The organism is Sneathiella sp. (genome assembly GCF_036844445.1).
In the GTDB taxonomy this organism is placed as follows: Bacteria; Pseudomonadota; Alphaproteobacteria; order Sneathiellales; family Sneathiellaceae; genus Sneathiella.
Genome location: NZ_DAIUFV010000002.1, coordinates 198,676 through 221,061, shown reverse-complemented (window position 1 = coordinate 221,061; position 22,386 = coordinate 198,676). Strand labels below are relative to the sequence as shown.

Sequence of the window (22,386 nt, the reverse complement as noted above, 5' to 3'; positions counted from 1 at the left end):
CCATGTTTCCAAAACCATATTCGCTTCGCCTGTTTGTTCCAAGTGATCTGGGCAAGGATCTCGGCGTTGTGCTCGACAAGCCGCAGTCGCATTATGTCGCCAATGTCATGCGCAAGGCGGCGGGGGAGAAGATCGCGCTTTTCAACGGCCGCGACGGCGAATGGCTCGGCGTCCTTCAGGAGGCGCACAAGAACCATTGCCTCGTGCATGTCACCGAGCAGCTCCGCCCGCAGCTTGCCGAGCCTGACATCACGCTCCTCTTCGCGCCGGTGAAGAAAGTGCAGACCGCGCTCATCGTGCAGAAAGCGACGGAGCTTGGGGTTGCCGCGTTACAGCCGGTGCAGACGGCGCGCACCAATGCGGATCGCTTGCGCGAAGACAAAATGACCCTGCAGGCATTTGAGGCGGCAGAACAATGCGAGCGGCTCAACATTCCGGTCGTCGGTGAACTGCTGCCGCTTCGTGCGGCGCTTGCGGCGCTGGAGCCGGAGCGGGTGCTGCTCTTTTGCAACGAGCGCCTGAGCGGCAACAGCGCAGGCGAAGTCATCCCGTCGCTCCCGCGTGCCGGGAAATGGGCCATCGTTACCGGGCCGGAAGGTGGCTTCACGGATGAGGAGATCGCCTTTATAAGCGCGCGAGAAAACACCTATGCCATTTCCCTCGGCCCGCGGATCCTGCGGGCGGAGACGGCGGTTATCGCGGCCCTTTCATTGCTTCAGGCGTTCCATGGTGACTGGATATCTTGACAATAGATCGGCCTATAAGTGCTATGTTTCTACAAAATATGCAGTTTTGACTTGCTGCGATCTGCGCAATTCATTATTCGAGGGACAAGGCCGGACGACGGGGCGCAGTGCCCGGCCACGAGAATAACAAAGAGGATCACATGTCCGGACCTTCCAAAGGTGAGGCGGTTGAAATAGCCGATAAGGCGCAACTCGTCGAATTTGCGGCAAGCGGGTGCAAACCGCGCGATAAATGGCGCATCGGCACCGAGCATGAGAAATTCGGTTTCACTCTCGATACGCTGGAGCCCCTGACCTATGAGGGGCCGAAAGGCATCCGCGCCATGCTGGAGGGGTTGCAGCGCTTCGACTGGACACCCGACTATGAGGGGGAGAATGTCATCGCTCTCTCCAAGGAAGGCTGCTCGGTCAGCCTCGAGCCGGGCGGGCAGCTTGAACTCTCGGGCGCGGCCGTCGAAACGCTGCATGAAACCTGCGCCGAAGTGCATACGCATCTCGCCCAGGTCCGCGAGGTTGGCGACGAGATGGGCGTTGGCTTCCTTGGCCTTGGCTTTAGCCCCAAATGGACGCTGGACGAGACGCCGGTGATGCCGAAGGGGCGCTATAACATCATGCGCAAATACATGCCGACGCGCGGCAAGCACGGGCTCGATATGATGTTCCGCTCCTGCACGGTGCAGGTCAATCTCGACTATGGCTCGGAAGCGGACATGGTGAAGAAGTTCCGCACCAGCCTCGCCCTGCAGCCGCTTGCAACCGCGCTCTTCGCCAACTCGCCCTTTACCGAGGGCAAGCCCAACGGGCATCTCAGCCACCGCAGCTTTATCTGGACCGATACCGATCCCGATCGCACCGGCATGATCCCGTTTGTCTTTGAAGAGGGTTTCTCGTTCGAGCGCTATGTCGACTACGCCCTCGATGTGCCGATGTATTTCGTCTATCGCGACGGCACCTACATCGATGTCTCGGGTCAGTCGTTCCGCGATTTTATTGCCGGAAAGCTGCCGGGGCTGCCGGGCGAAAAGCCGACCCTTGTGGACTGGGACAATCACCTGACGACGCTCTTCCCGGAAGTTCGGATGAAGCGCTTCCTTGAAATGCGCGGCGCGGACGGCGGACCGTGGCGGCGGCTCTGCGCCCTGCCGGCCTTCTGGGTCGGGCTGCTTTATGATGACGATGCGCTGGACGCCGCCTGGGACCTTGTCAAGAACTGGACCGCGGAAGATCGCCAGCGGATGCGTGATGAAGTATATACGAAGGCTCTGAAGACCGAGGTGCCGGATGGCCGCACCATGCTGGAATTTTCTTCCGATATCCTCGATATCGCGACGGCGGGCCTTAAAGCGCGCAAGCGGCTCGACAGCTTCGGCGAGGATGAAAGCCACTTCCTGAACGCACTTCGCACCATCATACGCCAGGGCCGCACGCCGGCGGAGGAACTGCTCGAGCGATTCCACGGAGAATGGAAGGGAAGTGTCGATCCGGTCTTTAGGGAATATGCCTACTGACCGCCGCTTAGTGACTGATGGATAAGAGAGGCCGCCGCGAAGTTCCCCGCGGCGGCTTTTTCATAAAGGGCGGCAAGCCTTGCAAGATCGCGCTCAATATCCGAAGGCGCGATATCGCCGGCCGCCGCGTGGCGGCCGTAGTCGCTGAGGATGAGATCATATCGGCGGTCAATGGCGTGAAAGTCTTCCGCCGCAATCGGGGCGGCAAGAAGCGGGAGATATGAAATGCCGTCAAGCGGCGGGGAGTTTTCTACGCCGCCCGCCGCTTCCGGCCCGGCCAGCGAATTTATATAGGCGAGAAGCGCTTCTATGTCCGCGTCGTCCGGCGGAGGGCCGGCGAACTCGGTAACGATCACATGCCGGGTGAAAGCGGCGAGATCCGGCAACTGGAGGGTTGTCCCGTAAGGTCCCCCATCCCGGACGCCGCGGAGCGAGGGGATATCGATCGGGTTGTCGAGCCCGTCATCGGATCCCGCCTTCCAGAAGCGGTGGGTGACATCGATCCGGCCCGGCCGGTCGGACAATCCTTCTATGAAGAAGCTGCTGTTGCGATGACCGTTCGTGTGGCAGCCGTTACAGGAAAGGCCGATCCGGACCGCGCGCTCGCCAAGCAGCGCGGGGCTGTGAAACAGCAGCCGGCCATAGAGCCATCTTTCGTCGCGTATGGTCCCGGCGCGGATCAGCTCGGCCGGCGGCGCGCCCGTCACGCCGATGGCGCTGCCGGGCGGCAGCCAGTTCTGTTCCGCCGTCCCGGCGGGCGCGGGGACGGTGACAAGAAGCAGTGCGAGAAGGAACGGCGGCAGTGCGGATCGCCGCCGTAACATCTGCGCGAAGCTTTCCCTATGCGGTCCCGCCAACGGTCAGGCCCTCGATCAGCATGGTCGGCTGCCCGACGCCGACGGGGACGCTCTGACCGGCCTTGCCGCAGGTGCCGATACCGGAATCGAGCGCCATGTCATTGCCGATCGCGCGCACCTTTTTAAGCGCCTCGCTACCCGTGCCGATCAGCGTTGCGCCCTTGACCGGCGCCGTCAGCTTGCCATCCTCGATGAGATAGGCCTCCGTGCAGCTGAAGACGAACTTGCCCGACGTGATATCGACCTGTCCGCCGCCGAAATTGATGGTGTAAAGACCCTTCTTCACGGATTTGACAATTTCCTCCGGATCGCGGTCGCCGCCCAGCATATAGGTGTTCGTCATGCGCGGCATGGGCAGATGCGCATAGCTTTCGCGCCGGCCATTGCCGGTGGGTTCCACGCCCATCAGGCGGGCGTTCTGGCGATCCTGCATATAGCCGACAAGGATGCCGTCCTCGATCAGCGTCGTGCAGCTTGTCGCGGTCCCCTCATCATCAATGCTGAGCGAGCCGCGCCGATCCGGGATCGTCCCGTCATCGACGATCGTGACACCGGGGGCGGCCACCCGCTCGCCCATCAGGTTCGAGAAGACGGAGGTTTTCTTGCGGTTGAAATCGCCTTCGAGGCCGTGCCCGACCGCTTCATGCAGGATGATGCCCGGCCAGCCGGGGCCGAGAACGACATCCATCTCGCCGGCCGGTGCATCGACGGAGTCGAGATTGACAATCGCCTGGCGTGTCGCCTCGTCAACGGCCGCCTTCCAGGTCGCTTCCTCAAGATAGAAGGTGTAGCCCGTGCGCCCGCCGGTGCCGTAGGAGCCCGACTCGCGCCGTCCGTTCTGCTCAACGACAACCGAGACGTTAAGGCGGACGAGGGGGCGGATATCGCCGGTCCGCTCGCCGCCCGCGCGGATAATCTCGATAGCCTGCCACGAGCCGGCGAGGGAGGCAGAGACCTGAACGACGCGGCTGTCGCGCGCGCGGGCATAGGCATCTATCTCGGCAAGCGTTTTGACTTTGACATCAAACGGAATTTCGCTCAGCGGGTTTTCATCGCCATAAAGTGGCCGGTTGGCGCGGGCGGCCGGCAGCGACATGACGCCGCTCTTGCCGCTCTGCACCGCCTTGACGGTTTCGGCGGCGTTGCGGATCGCCCGTTCGCTAAGCTCGGACGCATGGGCAAAGCCCGTCGCCTCGCCGACGACGGCGCGAAGGCCGAAGCCCTGCATCGTATCGAAACTCGCGCTCTTCAGCCGCCCGTCATCGAAGGAGAAGCCTTCCGACTGACGATATTCGAGATAGAGCTCGCCATCATCCGCGTTCGCGAGGGCGCTCCGCACCTCCTTTTCCACCTTTCCCCGGTCCATTCCCGTCGGCGTGAAAAAGAGATTGTTGGCGGTCGTTACATCAGTCATCAAATGGCTCCGGTCTTGTCGTCTGTCATGCTGTCCAGAATGAATATGTGTCTTTCGCGCGCCATTGTCGAGGCACCCATGGAAAGTGATTTGAAAGATTCTAAATCGAGCCGGCGGATTTTGTTCAAGATGGTGTGACAAAATGTCACAATTCCTTTGAAATCCGACGGGTGTAGGCTTGGCGATGGAGATCTGGCGGGCACACGCCAACACATTGAAAAATAACAGATTATTGCATTTTCTCCAGTGAGTCTCTGAAAAAATTTCAGACCGATTATGGATTAAATGCAACCTCAGGCTTGTTATGGGGCATAACGGTGGTGTAGTTTCCGGCGCAATCGGGTGGACTGTTTTTTGATTTGTCGCTAAGACGCGAGTGAAATCATAAAACTATCCAAAAAAGGCCGGGCCGGCGTATACTGGTTGTACAAATCGGCCATAAGAAATTGTCACGTTACACAGACGGGAAACAAAGATGAGTATGGTTAGAAATCTTGTCGCATTCATGACCGCAGCATCAGTCACTGGATTGGCAGCAGGAAATGCGATGGCGGACGTCGGGGTGCCGCGCCCCTGGCAGATGCTGCTTCAGGATGCGCTTTCTCCGGTCGCGGAGCAGCAGCATATGCTTCACAACCTTCTGCTGTGGATCATCGGTGCGATCTGCCTGCTGGTCCTTGCGCTGCTCATTTTTGTCATTATCCGCTTTAACAAGCGGGCCAACCCGGTACCCTCGAAGACGTCGCACAATACGCTGATCGAGGTTACCTGGACGGTGATCCCGATCATGCTGCTGATCGTTATCATGATCCCCTCGCTGAAACTGCTGTATTTCGCCGACCGGGTCGAAGAGCCGGACATGACGCTCAAGGCAATCGGCTACCAGTGGTTCTGGGGCTATGAATATATGGATGAGGACGGGCTTGCCTTTGAGGCCGTGATGGTCCCGGACGATGCTCTGGAGCCCGGCCAGCTGCGCCTGCTGACGACCGATAATGCGGTTGTCCTCCCGGTTCAGACCAACATTCGCCTCCTCGTCACCGCGGAAGACGTCATTCACTCCTGGGCGATGCCGTCTGTCGGGGTGAAGATGGACGCTGTCCCGGGCCGTCTCAACGAGACCTGGATGCGGTTTGAGAAAGAAGGCATGTATTACGGCCAGTGCTCGGAGCTCTGCGGCGCCCTGCATGGTTTCATGCCGATCATGGTCAAGGCTGTCAGCAAGGAAGAATATGCAGACTGGCTCGTCCAGGCGAAAGAACAGTTTGCAAGTAACAGCGCACCGGCGATGAAATTCGCTGAGGTCTCCGCGACACGCGCACAATAACAGGTTAGAAAGAGGCAGACAAAATGGCTAATGCAACAGCAGCCGCTCACGACGATCATACCCCGAAGGGCTGGAAGCGGTGGGTCTACTCGACCAATCACAAAGACATCGGCACGATGTACCTTATCTTCGCGATCTGCGCGGGTATCGTCGGCGGCGCTCTATCGGTCGCAATCCGGGCTGAGCTGCACTTGCCCGGTGATCAGTTCCTGAACGGGAATTACCATCTGTTCAACACGCTGGTTACCGGCCACGGTCTTATCATGATCTTCTTCATGGTGATGCCGGCCATGATCGGCGGTTTCGGCAACTGGATCATTCCGCTGATGATCGGCGCGCCGGACATGGCGTTCCCGCGGATGAACAATATCTCCTTCTGGCTGCTGCCGGCGGCTTTCGGTCTGCTGATTGTTTCCTTCTTCGTGGAAGGCCCGGCCGGATCCATCGGCGCGGGGGGCGGCTGGACCATGTATCCGCCGCTATCGTCGTCCATCGGGCATCCCGGGATGTCGGTCGACTTCGCAATTTTCAGCCTTCACATTGCGGGTATCTCCTCGATCCTCGGCGCCATCAACTTCATCACGACCATCTTCAACATGCGTGCGCCTGGCATGACGATGCACAAGATGCCGCTGTTCGCCTGGTCGATCCTGGTCACGGCATTCCTGCTGCTGCTGTCCCTGCCGGTTCTCGCAGGCGGTATCACCATGATGCTGACCGACCGCAACTTTGGCTCCAGCTTCTTTGAGCCGCAGGGTGGTGGTGATCCGATCCTCTATCAGCATCTTTTCTGGTTCTTCGGTCATCCGGAAGTTTACATCATGATCCTGCCGGGCTTCGGTATGATCAGCCAGATCGTTGCGACCTTCTCGCGCAAGCCCGTGTTCGGCTATCTCGGCATGGCCTATGCTATGGTGGCGATCGGCGGTATCGGCTTTATCGTCTGGGCGCATCACATGTATACGGTCGGCATGAATGTCGACTCGCGCGCCTACTTCCTCGTTGCGACGCTGGTTATCGCGGTTCCGACGGGTATCAAGATCTTCTCGTGGATCGCCACGATGTGGGGCGGTTCGCTTGACTTCCGGCCGCCGCTCGTCTGGGCGCTCGGCTTCATCTTCCTGTTCACCATCGGTGGCGTCACGGGTGTCGTTCTGGCCAACGCCGGCCTCGATGTCGCGCTGCATGACACCTACTATGTGGTTGCCCACTTCCACTACGTCCTCAGCCTCGGCGCGGTGTTTGCGATCTTCGCGGGCTTCTACTACTGGTTCGGCAAGATGACCGGCTACAAATATTCGGAGAAGCTCGCCCATCTGCACTTCTGGGTGACGTTCATCGGCGTGAACATGGTGTTCTTCCCGATGCACTTCCTCGGGCTTGCCGGTATGCCGCGGCGTATTCCGGACTATCCGGATGCCTTCGCAGCCTATAACCAGATTGCCTCCATCGGCTCCTACATCTCGGCTGCCGGCGTGGGGATCTTCCTGATCACGGTTGCCCTTGCCTTTATCCGCAAGGAGCGGGTAGCTGACAATCCGTGGGGTGAAGGGGCAACGACCCTCGAATGGACGCTGTCCTCCCCGCCGCCGTTCCATCAGTTCAACGAACTGCCGGTAATCAAGTAAGGCGATAGGAGTCTCTTGTGTCTGACACAAGCGTTATAAAAGAAACCATCGAGACCCGCGTCAATACTGACCTGACGCGGGTCAGCGATTATTTCGCTCTGCTGAAACCCAGGGTAATGTCGCTTGTTGTCTTTACCGGTCTGGTCGGCCTCGCGGTTGCGCCCGGCAGCCTGCATCCGGTGCTCGCCTTTACGGCTTTGCTCTGCATTGCGGTCGGAGCCGGGGCGTCCGGCGCCATCAATATGTGGTACGACGCCGACATCGACGTGATTATGGAGCGGACGAAGAGCCGGCCCATTCCGGCCGGCCGGGTGAGCGCGAAAGAAGCGCTTGCGTTCGGCACGGTTCTCTCGGTCGCCTCCGTCGTGCTGATGGGGCTTGCAATCAACTATGTTGCCGCCGCCCTGCTTGCGATCACGATCGCCTTTTACGTATTTATCTATACGATCTGGCTGAAGCGCCGCACGCCGCAGAATATTGTCATCGGCGGCGCAGCCGGCGCGTTCCCTCCGATGATCGGATGGGCCGCCGTTACGGGCGATGTGAGCCTTGAATCGCTCGTTCTTTTTGCCATTATTTTCATGTGGACGCCGCCGCATTTCTGGGCGCTGTCGCTGTGGCGCGATATTGACTACGCCAATGCCGGCGTGCCGATGCTGCCGGTCGTCGCCGGGCGCGACGTCACCCGCCGGCATGTCGTTCTTTACAGCGCCCTGCTCTTCCCGATCGCCGTCATGCCCTATTTCATGGGCTATGCCGGCCTCTCTTACGGTATCGGCTCCACGGTTCTGAGTGCGCTCTTTCTGTTGCTGTCCATCAAGGTCTGGCGGCAGAAGGATGAGAAAAGCGCAAAGCAGCTTTTTGCTTTCTCGCTCCTTTATCTTTTCCTGCTGTTCGCCATTCTGCTCGGCGAAAGCCTTGTGCGGACGGTAATCTGATATGGCGAAGAAGGATGATGATGATATTGCGAAGCGTCGCCGGGTACGCAATCTCGTCGTCGGCGGGGTGCTTGCGGCCTTGGTGATCCTTTTCTACCTGATTACCATCGTCAAAATGTCCGGCGGAGAGGCGGGCTGATGCAGACGTCAGAGAATAAATCGAAGCGCCTTGCGCTTGTGCTGGTGGCAGTGGTGTTCGCCATGGTCGGCGCCGCCTATGCGGCCGTGCCCCTTTATGACCTCTTCTGCCGCGTCACCGGATACGGCGGGACGACGCAGGAAGCCAGCGCCGCGCCCGACACCGTTATCGACCGCAAAATTATCATTGAGTTCGATGCCAACACCGCCCGCGACATGCCGTGGAAATTCAAGCCGGCGCAGCATCGGATGGAGCTTCAGGTCGGGCAGTCGGCGCTTGCTTTCTACGAGGCCTACAATCCGTCCGACAAGACCATTGCCGGTACGGCAACCTTCAACGTGACGCCGGTCAAGGTCGGGCAGTATTTTAGCAAGATCGAGTGCTTCTGCTTTACCGAGCAGGTGCTGAAGCCGGGCGAGCGCGTCGAAATGCCGGTCACCTTCTTCGTTGACCCGGCCATCGACGAGGATCCGAACGCGCGGGAAGTCAAAGTTATTACGCTATCATACACCTTCTTCGTTACCGACGAGGAGGAGACAGATGTATCGGCACGGGCCGATCAGAAATCGGTTGATGTAAATTGACCACGGGGAAATATTGAAAATCAGTAGAACCGGATAACATCCGGACGAATTGCAGGAGTTTAGAATGGCAGATTCTCACGCCAAACAACATGATTACCACTTGGTGGATCCGAGTCCGTGGCCCGCGTTGACCTCCATAGCCTTGTTCGTGACTGCCACCGGCCTGGTCATGTGGATGCACGGTATGGGCTTTGCCGTTTTCGCGGTGGGCGCAATCGTCGTCCTCTATTCGGCCTTCTCCTGGTGGCGGGATGTCGTCCGCGAAGGGGAACATGAGGGGCACCACACGCCGGTCGTGCAGATTGGCCTGCGCTACGGGATGATCCTTTTCATCGCCTCGGAAGTGATGTTCTTCGTCGCCTGGTTCTGGGCCTATTTCAACGCCGGCTTCTTCCCGACAGAGGCAACCGGGGGCGTCTGGCCGCCGGAAGGCATTCAGACTTTCGATCCGTGGCATATTCCGCTGATCAACACCATCATCCTGCTGCTCTCGGGGACGACGGTCACCTGGGCGCATCACGCGCTGCAGCATGGCGATCGCAAGGGTCTGGTGCAGGGGCTGCTGCTGACGGTGCTGCTCGGCGTCGCCTTCACCTGCGTGCAGCTTTATGAATACAGCCACGCCCAGTTCGCCTTCTCCGACGGCATTTATCCGTCGACCTTCTACATGGCGACCGGTTTCCACGGCGTACATGTGTTCATCGGAACGGTTTTCCTGCTGGTCTGCCTGATCCGCGCAATGAAGGGCCATTTCACCCCGACGCATCATTTCGGCTTCGAAGCGGCCGCCTGGTACTGGCACTTCGTTGACGTCGTCTGGCTGTTCCTCTTCTTTGCCGTTTACTGGTGGGGTGCAGGCCCGGAATGGAGTTAACCTCTTAAGCAATGGCATATTCTTACGGCATGCCAGTTTCCCCTTTGCGCGCCGGGCTTACCTGCAAGTGCCCGGCCTGCGGAAAGGGGAAATTTTTTAACGGCTTTCTCGATATCGTGGACAAGTGCGAGGTCTGCGGGCAGGATTTCAGCGCCGTGAACAGCGGCGACGGACCGGCCGTCTTTATCATCCTCATTGTCGGATTTCTGGTTGGCGGCCTTGCCGTCCTGACCGAACTGATCTTTCATCCGCCCTACTGGCTGCAGCTGACGATCTGGCTGCCGACAATCCTTATTCTGTGCATCGCTCTGTTGCGACCCTGCAAGGCACTCCTGATCGCCCTGCAGTTCAAGCATCAGGCCGGCTCGGAGATTGAGCATTACTGATTATGAAAAACTTCTCTCCCGGTCTCCTGCCGACATTGGTGACAATTCCCTGCGTAGTGATCCTGCTGGCGCTCACCGTCTGGCAGATCAACCGCTACGGCTGGAAGACCGATCTGATCGAGACGATCAACACGCAGCTCTCCGCGCCACCTGTGGCGCTGCCGAGTGGCGCGATCGATCCGGATGAGTGGCGGTACCGCCGCGTCAGCCTGACCGGAGAATTCGATCACGCGCATGAAATTCATCTCTTCGCCCATGCCGAGCAGGGCCGGGCGGGCTTTCAGATCATCACGCCGTTTCGCCGGAGCAGTGAAGGCGACATCGTGCTGGTCAATCGCGGCTGGGTGCCGGAGCGCTTCAAGGAAGCCGATGCGCGTCCGCAAGGTCAGATTAATGGCGAAGTGACGGTGACGGGCATAGTCCGTCAGCCCTGGCACAAGTCATGGTCCTTCATGCCCGACAATAACGCGGCCGACAATGTCTGGCTCTATGGCGATCTCGAAATGATGGCGCAGCATCTCGGGATTCCCGTCGCGCCGGTATTCGTTGAGCTTGAGAAAGCGGAGGTTCCGGGCGGCCTTCCGATCGGCGGACAGACGCGGGTGACTCTCTCCAATAATCATATCGAATATGCCTTCACCTGGTTCGGCCTCGCCGGCGCGCTGGTGATTATCTACATCCTCTATGGCCTGAAGCGGGGCCGGGGACAGTATGATAGCAATGGCTGAACCGGCATCCGCCTACCTGCAGCTTGAAGAGAATTGCGCGCGCCTTTCGGCCATTTCGGGGGCCGTCGCGACGCTGCACTGGGACAGCGCCGTCATAATGCCGCAAGGCGGCAATGAGGCGCGCGCTGAACAGCTTGCAACCCTTGGCGTCATCTCTCATGAAATACTGACGCGCCCCGAGATGGGCGCCTTGCTGGATGAGGCGGAGGCGCGGGGCGATACGCTGGATAGCTGGCAACGCGCCAACCTTCGCGAAATGCGGAACCGCTGGCGCCACGCGACGGCCGTGTCTCCGGACCTTGTCGCCGCGCATTCGCGGGCAACCTCGCGCTGTGAAATGATCTGGCGCACGGCGCGCCTTGAGAATGATTTCGCAGCACTTCGCCCGTCGCTCGAGGATGTCGTCACCCTGACGCGCGAGATTGCGGCGGCAAAGTCCGCGGCGTTCGGCATTGCGCCCTATGATGCCCTGCTTGACGAATATGAGCCGGGATGCAGGACGAGCGTCATCGATCCGCTGTTCACCGAGCTTGAAGGCTTTCTGCCTGATTTCCTGCAGGCGGCGCTCGAGCGCCAGAAAGCGGCTCCGCCCGTGCTCCGTCCCGAAGGGCCCTTCGATCTCCTGGTGCAGAAGGATCTTGGCCTCACATTCATGACGGCGCTCGGTTTTGATTTCGAGCACGGCCGGCTTGACGTCAGCCATCATCCCTTTACCGGCGGCATTCCCGATGACGTCCGCCTTACCACCCGCTACGAGAGCGATGACTTTACGCAGAGCCTGATGGGCACGCTGCACGAGACCGGCCATGCGCTTTATGAGCAGGGGCTGCCCAAACGCTGGCGATCGCAGCCGGTCGGCCTCGCCCGCGGCATGGCGCTGCATGAAAGTCAGTCGCTGCTCATCGAGATGCAGCTCTCCCGGAGCGCGGACTTCCTCAGCTTCGCGCTGCCGAAAATCAGGGCTGCGTTCGGCGGATCGGGACCGGCGTGGGAGACCGACAATATTCTCCGGCTCTATCAGAAGGTGGAGCCCGGCTTCATTCGCGTTGATGCGGATGAGGTGACCTATCCCCTGCACGTCATCCTCCGCTACCGGCTGGAGACGGCGATGCTGAGCGGCGATCTGCCCGTCGCGGATCTGCCGGCGGCATGGAACAGCGGGATGCGTCAGGCGCTTGGGCTGACGCCGCCGAGCGACCGGCTCGGCTGTCTGCAGGATATCCACTGGCCGGGCGGCGCGATCGGCTATTTTCCGACCTACACTCTGGGCGCGCTTGCCGCCGCCCAGATTTTTGCAGCGGCAGGGCGGGCGTTGGTTGATCTTCCCGCGCAGGTGCGACGGGGAGAGTTTGCCCCACTTCTTGCATGGCTTCGCGAGAATATCCATGCGCATGGCAGTTGCCGCTCAACGGACGAGATTCTGCACGCCGCGACGGGCGCCCCGCTCGGTGTCGCCGCCTTCAAGGCGCATCTTCGGGCGCGCTATCTTTGACTCCGGCAATGGGATAACCTCCTTTGCCAGATTCCCCCCTTGCGTGACGCGGCGGCATGTGGTTACCTCAGCCGCCTTTTGGTCCGTGGAAGGAGTGAGACGTTGCGCTATATCAGCACGCGCGGCAAAGCGCCGGTACTGAATTTTGAAGAAGTTGTTTTGACGGGTCTTGCGCGCGATGGCGGCCTCTATCTTCCCGAAAGCTGGCCGCAATTCTCGGAAGATGACATCCGCTCGCTCGCCGGCAAAAGCTATGCCGAAGCGGCTGCGTTCCTGTTGCAGCCCTTCCTTGGCGACTGCATTGCCCCGGCCGACTTCCGCGCCATGACGGAAAAGGCCTATGCCGCCTTCTCCCACAAAGCCGTCGTGCCGATCCGCCAGATGGCCGGGAATGATTTCCTCATGGAGCTTTATCACGGCCCGACGCTCGCCTTTAAGGACGTTGCGCTGCAGCTACTCGGTCTCCTCTACGATCATCTGCTGGCGCGCCGGGGCAAGCGGGTGACGATCATCGGCGCGACCTCCGGCGATACCGGCTCGGCCGCCATCGAGGCCTGCCGCGGGCGCGACGCCGTTGATATCTTCATTCTGCACCCGAAAGGGCGTGTCTCCGAGGTGCAGCGCCGGCAGATGACGACGGTTGCGGACGCCAACGTCCACAATATTGCGATCGAAGGCGACTTTGATGATTGTCAGGCCATGGTGAAAGCCATGTTCAACGATCACGACTTCCGCGACGCCCTCGCGGTTTCCGCCGTCAACTCCATCAACTGGGCGCGGGTGATGGCGCAGATCGTCTATTATTTCACGGTCGGCGTCAGTCTTGGCGCGCCCGCACGGAAGATCTCCTTCTCGGTGCCGAGCGGCAATTTCGGCGATGTTTATGCGGGCTACGCGGCGAGCCGGATGGGCCTGCCGATTGCCGAGCTTATCGTTGCCACCAACCGCAACGACATCCTCGCGCGCTTCTTCAACAGCGGGGAGTATCGCAAGGCCGGTGTCGATCCGACCATCAGCCCGAGCATGGATATCCAGGTTTCCAGCAATTTCGAGCGCTTCCTTGCCGATCTTTACAATCGCGACGGCGCGGCGGTGAGCGAGTTGATGGCGAAACTTGACAGCGACGGCGGCTTCAGCGTCGATCGCGCCCGCGTCAATGAAAGTATCTTTGCGGCCGGCCGCTCGGATGAGGCGGAGACGCTGGAGACAATCCGGCGGACCTTCCGGGAAACCGGTACGCTCGTTGATCCGCATACCGCCGTTGGGCTGTTCGTTGGTGAGAAATGCCGTAAAGACAGAACTATCCCGCTCGTCACCCTGTCGACGGCGCATCCCGCGAAATTCCCCGATGCGGTGGAGCAGGCGACGGGCGAGTGCCCCGAATTGCCAAAACATATGGCCGATCTTTTCACGCGCGAAGAACGGCTGGCCCAGTTGCCAAATGACATTGAGACGGTAAAGTCCTATATCAGGGAACGGGCGCGCATTCTGGCGCAGCAGTAAAGGGGATGAATTGACCGACGTAAAAGTCACGACGCTGAAAAATGGCATGCGGGTGATCACCGATCCGATGCCGGGGCTCGGTACGTCGGCGGTCGGCGTCTGGGTTGATACGGGCGCGCGCCATGAGACGGCAGCGGAGCACGGGATCTCACATGTCCTTGAGCATATGGCCTTCAAGGGGACCGAGCGCCGGTCCGCATTGCAGATCGCCGAAGTGATTGAATCTGTCGGCGGCCACCTCAACGCCTATACCAGCCGCGACCAGACCGCCTACTATGCGCGGGTGCTGCAGGATGATGTGCCGCTCGCCGTCGATATCCTCAGCGATATTCTGCAGAACTCGATTTTCGACGAACAGGAGATCGCGCGCGAGAAGGAAGTGATCGTTCAGGAGATCGGCCAGACGTTCGATACCCCCGATGACATCATCTTCGACTATCTGCAGGAGACTTCCTATCCCGACCAGCCGCTTGGGCGATCGATCCTCGGAACGGTCGCGCAGGTGCGCGGCTTCGACCGGGCGATGATCGCGGGCTATATGAAGCGTCATTATCTCGCCCCGCGCATGGTGCTGAGCGCATCGGGGGCTGTTGATCACGAAGCCCTCGTCCGCCTTGCCGAGGACGCATTCAGCGGCCTTGCGCGCGAGGGCGATGTGGCGATGGAGCCGGGTATCTATCACGGCGGCGATTACCGCGAGGAGCGCGCGCTGGAGCAGGTGCATTATGCGCTCTCGGTGCCCGGCGTTTCCTATCTCGATGATGATTACTATGCGATGCAGATCCTTGTCGGCCTGCTCGGCGGCGGCATGTCCTCGCGGCTCTTCCAGGAGATCCGGGAGCGGCGCGGGCTCTGCTACTCGGTCTTTACCTTCGCCTCCTCCTTCATGGATTCGGGCACCTTTTCCGTCTATGCCGGAACGGGCGAAGAGCAGATCAGGGAACTCAGCGAGGTTCTGACCGATGAGCTTCTCCGCGTCAGCGAGGATCTTGACGGGGCGGAGATTGCGCGCACGAAGGCGCAGCTTAAAGCCTCGCTCCTGATGGGCATGGAAGGGCCGGCGGCGCGCGCTGAGGTGCATGCGCGTCAACTCCAGATCTACGGCCGTATCTTACCGCCGGCGGAGATAAGTGAGAGCATCGACGCGATCGGCCTTCAGGATGTAAAAAATCTCGCCGGGCGGCTCTTCTTCGGCGTGACACCCACCATCGCAGCGCTCGGACCGGTTAGAAATCTGGCTCCTTTCGAGCGGATCGCGGCCCGCTTCAACTAGATCCGGGTGACATAGGGAAGCCGCGTGGATGCTTGAAAAACTGTCACGACTGGGAAACGGGCCGCGTGTGATGACAGAGCGTCTCATCCTGCGTCCTCCCAAAATGTCCGACTGGAGCCAGTGGGCGGAACTGCGTGAGGAAAGCCGCAGCTTCTTGGTGCCGTGGGAGCCCTCGTGGGGGCCTAATGCGCTCTCGAAAGCAAGCTTCCGGGTCCGGCTCCGGCGCATCGCCCGCGATGTGCGCGACGATCAGGGGCAAAGCTTCTTCCTTTTCCGCCGTGACAGCGGCGATCTCGTCGGCGGCATAACCCTTGGCAATATCCGCCGCGGCGTGGCCCAGACCGGCACCATCGGCTACTGGGCCGGTGCGCCGCATGCGCGCAAAGGATACATGTTCGAGGCGCTCTGCGGTCTGATGCCGTGCCTGTTCACGGAATTCGGCCTGCGCCGGGTCGAGGCGGCCTGCCTGCCTGCCAACATCCCGAGCGCGCGTCTGCTTGAAAAGGTGGGGTTTACCCGCGAGGGGCTGGCGCGGGAATATCTCTGCATTAACGGCGTCTGGCACGATCACCTGCTCTATGCGCTGCTGGACAAGGATCCGATCGGCGGCGCCTCGATAAAGCCGTAGCCTAAGCGTGCCCCATATCGCCGGAGAGCAGGCGAGGATCGATGCCGAGCTTGTGAATGGCGCCTTCCCATTTCGTCTCGAGCTCAGGCCCGAAGACGATGTCGGCGTCCGGCTCGACGACAAGCCAGCCGTTCTCCTGTATTTCCCGCTCAAGCTGTCCCGGCCCCCAGCCGGAATATCCAAGCGCGAGAAAGCGGCTTGTCGGGCCGCTGCCGCCGGCGATGGTTTTCAGCATGTCGACGGTCGCGGTCAGCGCCATCTCCTCGCCGATGACAAGGGTTGTCTCGTAAAGGATATCGGTTGAATGGACCACAAAGCCGCGCTCGGTATCGACCGGGCCGCCAAAATGAATATTGATATGGCTGTCTTTATCCGTTTTCGGAATATCGAGCTGTTCCAGCAGGTCATCGAAGCTGAGTGCATCGAGAGAGCGGTTGAGCAGAATACCCATGGCGCCGCTGTCGGAATGGGCGCAGATCAGAATGACGGCTTTCTGAAACCGCGGGTCGCCCATATTCGGCATTGCCACCAGCAGCTTCCCGTCGAGATATCCACTATCAATTTTATTGATCGTCATAATATGAATATATGTTCTGTAATTAAATAACCCAGAGCGCCTTTGATATTCATTGACGCGATTGTGACACAGCAACCCTTAATAATGTTTTATATAATCGGCTGAGATGCCATTGTAAGGCTGAAATTCGCGCGAGATGAAAATTCCTCAATCCATCAAAATCGGTCTCTTTCTAACGCTCCTGCTCGGATCGCTTGGCGGCGGCCTGCCGGCAGCGGGAGGCGGAGAGCTATCTGATGCCGAACCGGCGCGCCTTCGGCTCGTCTCACGCGTCGCCGGAACAGACGGGCAGGAAGCTATTCGGATCGGGCTTCATATCGCGCTCGCGCCGGGATGGAAAACCTACTGGCGGAACCCCGGGGAGGCCGGGATCCCGCCAAGTTTCGACTGGAGCGGCTCGCGCAATCTTGCCCAGGCAATCATTCACTGGCCGCGCCCGAGCTATTTCGAATCCTTCGGTATGGGCAGCTGGGGATATCACGGGGAGGTTCTTTTCCCCATCGATGTCGAGCTTGCGACGCCGGGCGCGCCGCTTGACATCCAGCTTCGCCTTCAGCTCGGTCTCTGCAAGGATATCTGCATCCCGTTCGAGCATGAGCTTTCACTCTCTCTCGCCCCGACCGCCGCAGTGGTGACGCCGGAAGCTGGGCTTATCGATGCCTATGCGCGCCGCATCCCGCGTGAGGCGGGAGGGGAAGCGGCGCTTGCCGAGGCGATCAGCGCCGCGACAACCGGCGGGCGTGAATTTACCCTCACCGTCACAAGTCGCTCGGCGCTGCGCGCGCCCGAGGTCATCATCGAGGGCAAAAACGGCAGCTATTTCGAGATTGTCTCCGAAACGGCCGCATCGGACACCGAGCGGCGCTTTCACGTTACCGCGGATCTTCCTTCGAAATCCGACCGCCTGACCGGTCAGGATATTACGGTGACCGTGATCGACGGAGACCGCGCCGCGGAGAAGAAACTGCGCATCAGGTAGGCGGAGAAATCATCAAAAGCTTTTCGTTTTCACCGGCTGATATATGTTAAGATGATCTCGAGCCAAATACTGCAACTTCGAAATGGGAAAAGACGATGACAATTAAAGTTGGTGATAAGATTCCGAATGCTGAACTGATGATGATGACCGAGAAAGGGCCGACGAAGGTGTCCACGTCGGATCTCTTCGGTGGCAAGAAAGTTGCGTTGTTTGCGGTTCCCGGCGCCTATACCCCGACCTGCTCGGCCAAGCATCTGCCGAGCTTTATCGACAACTCGTCGAAGCTTGCGGAAAAGGGCGTGAACGAGATCGTCTGCCTGTCGGTCAACGATCCCTTCGTCATGGCCGCCTGGGGCAAGGAGCATAACGCTGGCAATATCAAAATGGTTGCCGATTCGGATGCCTCCTTCACGAAGGCGCTCGGCGTGGAATTTGACGCCTCCGGCGCAGGGCTCGGTATTCGCTCGCGCCGCTATTCGATGCTCGTCGATGACGGCGTGGTAAAGCAGCTCAACCTCGAAGAAACCGGCGGCTACGAAGTCTCCGACGCCGGCACGCTGCTCGGCCAGCTCTGACGCAAACGCCTCAGGCGTTCAGGCACACAAAGGGAAAGCCTCGCTTTCCCTTTTTTTATTTTGCGCCCGCGCGCGCCCTTTTCTTGAATTCTTCCATCCCCTTGTTGGCGAGTTTGTCGGCCCGCTCATTGCCCGGGTCGCCCGCGTGCCCGCGGACCCATTTCCAGTGGATCTCGTGGCGCGACACCGCCTCGTCGAGGGCAAGCCAGAGGTCCTGGTTTTTCACCGGCTGGCGCGCCGCGGTTTTCCAGCCGTTCCGCTTCCAACCGTCCAGCCACTTGGTGATGCCGTCTTTCAGATAGTTGCTGTCCGTATGCAGCTCGACGACGGAGCGGCGTTTCAGCGCCCGGATCGCCTCGATCGCGGCGGTCATTTCCATGCGGTTGTTGGTCGTCTCCAACTCGCCGCCGCAAAGCTCCTTGACCTGCCCCTTATATTGCAGCAGAGCGCCCCAGCCCCCCGGTCCCGGATTGCCCGAACAGGCGCCATCCGTATAGACTACAACAGTATTTTCCGACACGCATTACCCCCAAGTGGCGGGACCTAAATGTTCCGCCGACCGGCTTTAGCATGGTTGGCGGACCGAGGTAAAGTTCGCTCCGCCGTCTCTTTAACGCAATATTAGCAGCTTTCGCCTAGGCTCTGGCGCGAAGGTGTTGCGGGGGGCCGTCTTCTTTCCCGCAATAGGAATGGAGTATATGGTGCGGAAGAAATTATACACGGCGGAAATTCGGCAGTTTGGTGCAAGTCCCGAGATCGCGGAAATCCACAAGGACCCCGTTAATGGCGCGGGGCAGTATGGGGAGCTCATCAGCTCGCTTGCGCGCATCGAGGCGCATCTCGGCATTGCGAATGGCGCGGGCACGGCCAACGGCGGCGAGGTCGCAGAATCAAAGGCCGTTGCCGAGCTTGCCATGTTGCGACAGGAACTTCAGTCACTCTCCGATGTTATCCACGAGACCCGCCGGGAGATCGCCTCGCTCAGCTCATCGAGAAATGGCCAGAAACTCGATTCTGTCGCCGATCAGCTCGGCGCTGTGGTCAGCGATACCGAAGCTGCGACCAACATCATCCTCGAAGCGGTCGAGATAATCGAAAACAAGAACGAAAGCCTTGAGCGCCATGTGAGCACGCCCGAAGATACCGAATGCGTTGAGGCGATCAGCCAGTCCGTCATGCGGATCTATGAAGCCTGCAATTTTCAGGATGTGACGGGACAGCGCATCTCGAAGGTTGTCGAGACGCTCGGGTTCGTCGATGAGCGCATCACCCGGATGATCGACATTCTGGGCGGCGAAGACGAACTGCAGGATCTTGAGGTCGTTGAATTCGTGCCGCAGTTTGATGAGGATGTGGAACTGAGCGGCCCCCGCCCCGAAGGGCATGAGATTTCCCAGGACGAAATCGACTCCCTGTTCGACTGACGCGCCGCGTCAGTCCAGCCCGTAGGCGGCGACATTTGTCACCGCCTGATGGAAGCGGAGTTTCCGGTAATATTCGATCGGATCCTTCGGTTTGACCAGCGCGCCTTCGATCTGGTTGAGCCAGTCGTAAAGACGCGTCAGGAGGAATCGGATCGCCGCGCCGCGGCAGAGCAGGGGGAGAAATTCCAGCTCCTTCTGCGAGAAGGGCCGCACCTCCCGGTAGCCGTTCAACAGCTTGCGCGCCTTGGTGATATTGAAGCTGCCATCGCTTTCAAAGCACCACGCATTCAGGCAGATGGCGAGGTCGTAGGCGAAGAAGTCGTTGCAGGCGAAATAATAGTCGATAACGCCGCTCACCTCATCCTTCAGGAAGAAGATATTGTCCGGGAACAGGTCGGCATGGATCACGCCGGCCGGCAGCCCTTCGGGCCAGTGATCCTCAAGATAGGTGATTTCCGCCTCGATCTCGGGCAGCAGGTCGGGCCCGAGCGCGGTGCCGTCGCTCTCCAGGCAGGCTTCATAGAGGGGCCGCCAGCTCGAGAGCGAGAGGGTGTTCGGGCGCTTTAACGTAAAGCTGCTGCCGATGGTGTGAAGCTGCGCGAGCGTCTGTCCGAGGAGTGCGCAATGCATCGGCGTGATCCGCCGGATCGAGCGCCCGTCGAGAAACTCGATAATCGCGGCCGGCCGCCCGGCAATTTCCTTCAGCTTTTCGCCGTCGCGGGCAGTGATGGGGCGCGGCGACATGAAGCCGCCCGCCGCGAGATGCTCCATCAGGCCGAGGAAAAAAGGCAGGTCCTCGGCGTTCACGCGCTTCTCATACAGCGTCAGGATAAAGTAGCCGCTTTCGGTGTGCAGAAGATAGTTGGAATTCTCCACCCCCTCCGCAATGCCTTTGCAGGAGAGCGCCTGTCCAAGATCATACTGTTCGAGGAAGACATCGAGTTCATCCTCCGATACCTCGGTATAGACCGCCATGGATCAGCCTGCGGCTTCCGGCGCGAGGATTTTCGGCATCTTGAAGACGACCTGCTCCTCATTCGTGACGATTTCCTCAACCGTCACGTCGAAGCGCTCGGCAAAGGCGGCGACAACCTCTTCGACCAGCGTCTCGGGCGCTGATGCGCCGGCGGTAATGCCGATGATTTTGGCCGACTTCAGGCAATCCCACGGGATATCGCTTGCCCGCTGGACCAGCGCAACGTCGCGGCAGCCGGATTTTTCCGCAACTTCGACAAGCCGCATGGAATTGGAGGAGTTTGGCGCGCCGATCACCAGCATGCCGTCGCAGCGGCCGGCAAGGATCTTGACCGCCGCCTGACGGTTCGTCGTCGCGTAGCAGATATCTTCCTTCTTCGGCGCGCCGATGCCGGGAAAGCGTTCGCGCAGGATATTGACGATATCGCGCGTCTCATCGACAGAGAGCGTCGTCTGGGTCAGATAGGCGAGGGTTTTGCCGGGCTGCTTCTGCTGGAAAGCACGCGCCTCCTCCGCCGTCTCGATCAGGGTGATTTCCCCCTCGGCGAGTTGGCCCATGGTGCCGATGACCTCCGGATGGCCGCGGTGCCCGATCAGGACGATCTCGTGATTGTCGCGCTGATGGCGCTCCGCTTCCCGGTGGACCTTGCTGACCAGCGGGCAGGTGGCGTCGATATAGAACATCTGCCGGCTTTCCGCTTCGGCGGGCACGGATTTGGGAACGCCGTGCGCTGAAAAGATGACGGGATAGCCTTTCGGGATATCGGTCAGCTCATCGACGAAGACCGCGCCCTTTTTCTCGAGGTTCTCGACAACAAAGCGGTTGTGGACGATTTCGTGGCGCACATAGACCGGCGCGCCATATTTTTCGAGAGCCCGTTCGACGATCTGGATCGCCCGGTCGACACCGGCGCAGAAGCCGCGCGGCGCCGCCAGCCGCAATGTCCGTTTCTCTCTTTTCATCATTTCATTCCCGGCCCGGGCGTCGCTGCCCGAGGTCTGAAACTTGCCAATATCGGCAGTCCATCATAGATTTGCGAAACTCATACAACAGTTTCAAGGGTAATGCCAGTTCAAGGCAACGTAAATATGGCAGGGGCAGGGAAAATGCCGGGATTTACCGGCGCGGGCGGGCGATCCGCCGGCATTGTCAGTGCTTTTGTCGATTTCACGTGGCGCGGCGAAGGATTTCATGGCAAAACCCCTGACGGAGCCTCGCCCTGCGCGGCCCGCAATCGTTTGAACTATCCTGGCGCCGGTAAATGATGTTTTCCCTTGATCGCTTCAAAAATCTCTCGCGTGCGATGGCCCTTACCGGGTCGCTCGTTGCGCTTTCCGCCTGCAGCGGGAGTTTCGAAACGGATGTGTTCGGCATGTTCCGCTCCAAGACCCCGTGGCCGTGCCCGCAAGTGGAAGTACTGCCGGGCGCGGATACCATTACCCTGTACCGCGAAGGGCAGGGGCGCGATCTTGTCGATGTGCGCTATGAAGGCGTCATCACGCCGGTCGGCGGTGAATGCGTCTATGTCGATGACGACAGCGCGATCGTGGCGAACCTGATCCTGCGCATCGATGCGACGAAAGGACCCGCCGCGACGGGCCAGAGCGAGGACTTCCCCTTCTTTGTCGCCATTGCAAGGCGCGATGGCCGAATTCTCGCGAAAGAGATTTTTCATAGCCCCGTCGAGTTTCCGGATGGCCGCCGCCGCGGCGCCGTCCAGGAAGAGATTGAGCAGGAAATTCCGCTGACCGGCATCACCACCGGCTATGATTATGTCATCCTCGTCGGATTTCAGCTGACGAAAGAGCAGATGGGGCTTGACGACTAAAG

At 59.9% G+C, this 22,386-nt stretch carries 24 protein-coding genes; 18 read left to right on the top strand and 6 right to left on the bottom strand.

Annotation, left to right across the window (positions count from 1 at the left end; all coding sequences use genetic code 11):
• The first annotated feature begins 2 nt into the window (after positions 1-2).
• Both V7Z56_RS04390 and V7Z56_RS04385 read left to right on the top strand, forming a co-directional pair.
• Positions 3-746, top strand: coding sequence for a 16S rRNA (uracil(1498)-N(3))-methyltransferase (locus V7Z56_RS04390; RefSeq protein ID WP_334128142.1), 744 nt, complete (start codon positions 3-5; stop codon positions 744-746).
• Positions 747-886: 140 nt separating this feature from the next.
• Positions 887-2,254 carry a glutamate--cysteine ligase gene (locus V7Z56_RS04385; protein WP_334128141.1) on the top strand — a complete coding sequence of 456 codons (1,368 nt, stop codon included), beginning with the start codon at positions 887-889 and terminating at the stop codon, positions 2,252-2,254.
• Here V7Z56_RS04385 and V7Z56_RS04380 read toward each other — a convergent pair.
• Positions 2,248-3,078, bottom strand: coding sequence for a hypothetical protein (locus V7Z56_RS04380; RefSeq protein WP_334128140.1), 831 nt, complete (start codon positions 3,076-3,078; stop codon positions 2,248-2,250). The two genes, V7Z56_RS04385 and V7Z56_RS04380, sit on opposite strands and share 7 nt — an antisense overlap.
• Positions 3,079-3,094: 16 nt before the next feature.
• Positions 3,095-4,525 carry a metalloprotease TldD gene (gene tldD, locus V7Z56_RS04375; protein ID WP_334128139.1) on the bottom strand — a complete coding sequence of 477 codons (1,431 nt, stop codon included), beginning with the start codon at positions 4,523-4,525 and terminating at the stop codon, positions 3,095-3,097.
• 475 nt (positions 4,526-5,000) lie between these two features.
• Between tldD and coxB the strand changes: the two genes are divergently transcribed.
• From coxB to V7Z56_RS04315, 12 genes are all read left to right on the top strand, one after another.
• Positions 5,001-5,852, top strand: coding sequence for a cytochrome c oxidase subunit II (coxB, locus tag V7Z56_RS04370; RefSeq protein ID WP_443023746.1), 852 nt, complete (start codon positions 5,001-5,003; stop codon positions 5,850-5,852).
• A gap of 23 nt (positions 5,853-5,875) precedes the next feature.
• Positions 5,876-7,480, top strand: a complete 1,605-nt coding sequence (gene ctaD / locus V7Z56_RS04365; RefSeq protein ID WP_334128137.1) for a cytochrome c oxidase subunit I — start codon at positions 5,876-5,878, stop codon at positions 7,478-7,480.
• 17 nt (positions 7,481-7,497) lie between these two features.
• Positions 7,498-8,418: a heme o synthase gene (gene cyoE / locus V7Z56_RS04360; protein WP_334128136.1), complete on the top strand. Its 921-nt coding sequence runs from the start codon at positions 7,498-7,500 to the stop codon at positions 8,416-8,418.
• Between the two features lies 1 nt (position 8,419).
• Positions 8,420-8,557 (top strand): hypothetical protein, encoded by a 138-nt coding sequence (locus V7Z56_RS04355; protein ID WP_334128135.1) that lies wholly within the window; start codon positions 8,420-8,422, stop codon positions 8,555-8,557.
• Positions 8,557-9,141 carry a cytochrome c oxidase assembly protein gene (locus V7Z56_RS04350; RefSeq protein ID WP_334128134.1) on the top strand — a complete coding sequence of 195 codons (585 nt, stop codon included), beginning with the start codon at positions 8,557-8,559 and terminating at the stop codon, positions 9,139-9,141. The genes V7Z56_RS04355 and V7Z56_RS04350 overlap by 1 nt, the downstream gene beginning before the upstream one ends.
• A gap of 64 nt (positions 9,142-9,205) precedes the next feature.
• Entirely contained in the window at positions 9,206-10,015 is an 810-nt protein-coding gene (locus V7Z56_RS04345; protein ID WP_334128132.1) for a cytochrome c oxidase subunit 3, read from the top strand.
• 29 nt (positions 10,016-10,044) lie between these two features.
• Positions 10,045-10,401: a DUF983 domain-containing protein gene (locus V7Z56_RS04340; protein WP_334128131.1), complete on the top strand. Its 357-nt coding sequence runs from the start codon at positions 10,045-10,047 to the stop codon at positions 10,399-10,401.
• 2 nt (positions 10,402-10,403) lie between these two features.
• On the top strand, positions 10,404-11,129 hold the full coding sequence (locus tag V7Z56_RS04335) for an SURF1 family protein (protein WP_334128130.1): 726 nt from the start codon (positions 10,404-10,406) through the stop codon (positions 11,127-11,129).
• On the top strand, positions 11,122-12,621 hold the full coding sequence (locus V7Z56_RS04330; RefSeq protein ID WP_334128129.1) for a carboxypeptidase M32: 1,500 nt from the start codon (positions 11,122-11,124) through the stop codon (positions 12,619-12,621). The genes V7Z56_RS04335 and V7Z56_RS04330 overlap by 8 nt, the downstream gene beginning before the upstream one ends.
• A 102-nt stretch (positions 12,622-12,723) precedes the next feature.
• The gene (thrC, locus tag V7Z56_RS04325) at positions 12,724-14,124 is read left to right on the top strand and encodes a threonine synthase (RefSeq protein ID WP_334128128.1); all 1,401 of its coding nucleotides are present in this window, start codon (positions 12,724-12,726) and stop codon (positions 14,122-14,124) included.
• Positions 14,125-14,134: 10 nt separating this feature from the next.
• On the top strand, positions 14,135-15,397 hold the full coding sequence (locus tag V7Z56_RS04320; protein ID WP_334128127.1) for a M16 family metallopeptidase: 1,263 nt from the start codon (positions 14,135-14,137) through the stop codon (positions 15,395-15,397).
• Between the two features lie 70 nt (positions 15,398-15,467).
• Positions 15,468-16,025: a GNAT family N-acetyltransferase gene (locus tag V7Z56_RS04315; RefSeq protein WP_334128126.1), complete on the top strand. Its 558-nt coding sequence runs from the start codon at positions 15,468-15,470 to the stop codon at positions 16,023-16,025.
• A 1-nt stretch (position 16,026) separates the two neighbouring features.
• Here the strand turns inward: V7Z56_RS04315 and V7Z56_RS04310 are convergent, their stop codons facing one another.
• Positions 16,027-16,602, bottom strand: coding sequence for a YqgE/AlgH family protein (locus V7Z56_RS04310; RefSeq protein WP_334128125.1), 576 nt, complete (start codon positions 16,600-16,602; stop codon positions 16,027-16,029).
• A 136-nt stretch (positions 16,603-16,738) separates the two neighbouring features.
• Here V7Z56_RS04310 and V7Z56_RS04305 point away from each other — a divergent pair, with 136 nt between their 5' ends.
• Both V7Z56_RS04305 and V7Z56_RS04300 read left to right on the top strand, forming a co-directional pair.
• A complete protein-coding gene (locus V7Z56_RS04305) occupies positions 16,739-17,581 on the top strand; it encodes a protein-disulfide reductase DsbD domain-containing protein (protein ID WP_334128124.1) in 843 nt (280 codons plus the stop codon).
• A gap of 95 nt (positions 17,582-17,676) precedes the next feature.
• On the top strand, positions 17,677-18,156 hold the full coding sequence (locus tag V7Z56_RS04300; RefSeq protein ID WP_334128123.1) for a peroxiredoxin: 480 nt from the start codon (positions 17,677-17,679) through the stop codon (positions 18,154-18,156).
• Positions 18,157-18,211: 55 nt separating this feature from the next.
• Here the strand turns inward: V7Z56_RS04300 and rnhA are convergent, their stop codons facing one another.
• Positions 18,212-18,676, bottom strand: coding sequence for a ribonuclease HI (gene rnhA / locus V7Z56_RS04295; protein WP_334128122.1), 465 nt, complete (start codon positions 18,674-18,676; stop codon positions 18,212-18,214).
• A 178-nt stretch (positions 18,677-18,854) separates the two neighbouring features.
• Between rnhA and V7Z56_RS04290 the strand changes: the two genes are divergently transcribed.
• Positions 18,855-19,580, top strand: a complete 726-nt coding sequence (locus V7Z56_RS04290; RefSeq protein WP_334128121.1) for a hypothetical protein — start codon at positions 18,855-18,857, stop codon at positions 19,578-19,580.
• Between the two features lie 9 nt (positions 19,581-19,589).
• Here the strand turns inward: V7Z56_RS04290 and V7Z56_RS04285 are convergent, their stop codons facing one another.
• Together V7Z56_RS04285 and ispH are read right to left on the bottom strand one after the other, a co-directional pair.
• Positions 19,590-20,555, bottom strand: coding sequence for a homoserine kinase (locus tag V7Z56_RS04285; RefSeq protein ID WP_334128120.1), 966 nt, complete (start codon positions 20,553-20,555; stop codon positions 19,590-19,592).
• Between the two features lie 3 nt (positions 20,556-20,558).
• Positions 20,559-21,518: a 4-hydroxy-3-methylbut-2-enyl diphosphate reductase gene (ispH, locus tag V7Z56_RS04280; protein ID WP_334128119.1), complete on the bottom strand. Its 960-nt coding sequence runs from the start codon at positions 21,516-21,518 to the stop codon at positions 20,559-20,561.
• Between the two features lie 299 nt (positions 21,519-21,817).
• Between ispH and V7Z56_RS04275 the strand changes: the two genes are divergently transcribed.
• Positions 21,818-22,384: a hypothetical protein gene (locus V7Z56_RS04275; protein WP_334128118.1), complete on the top strand. Its 567-nt coding sequence runs from the start codon at positions 21,818-21,820 to the stop codon at positions 22,382-22,384.
• The last annotated feature ends 2 nt before the right edge of the window (positions 22,385-22,386 follow it).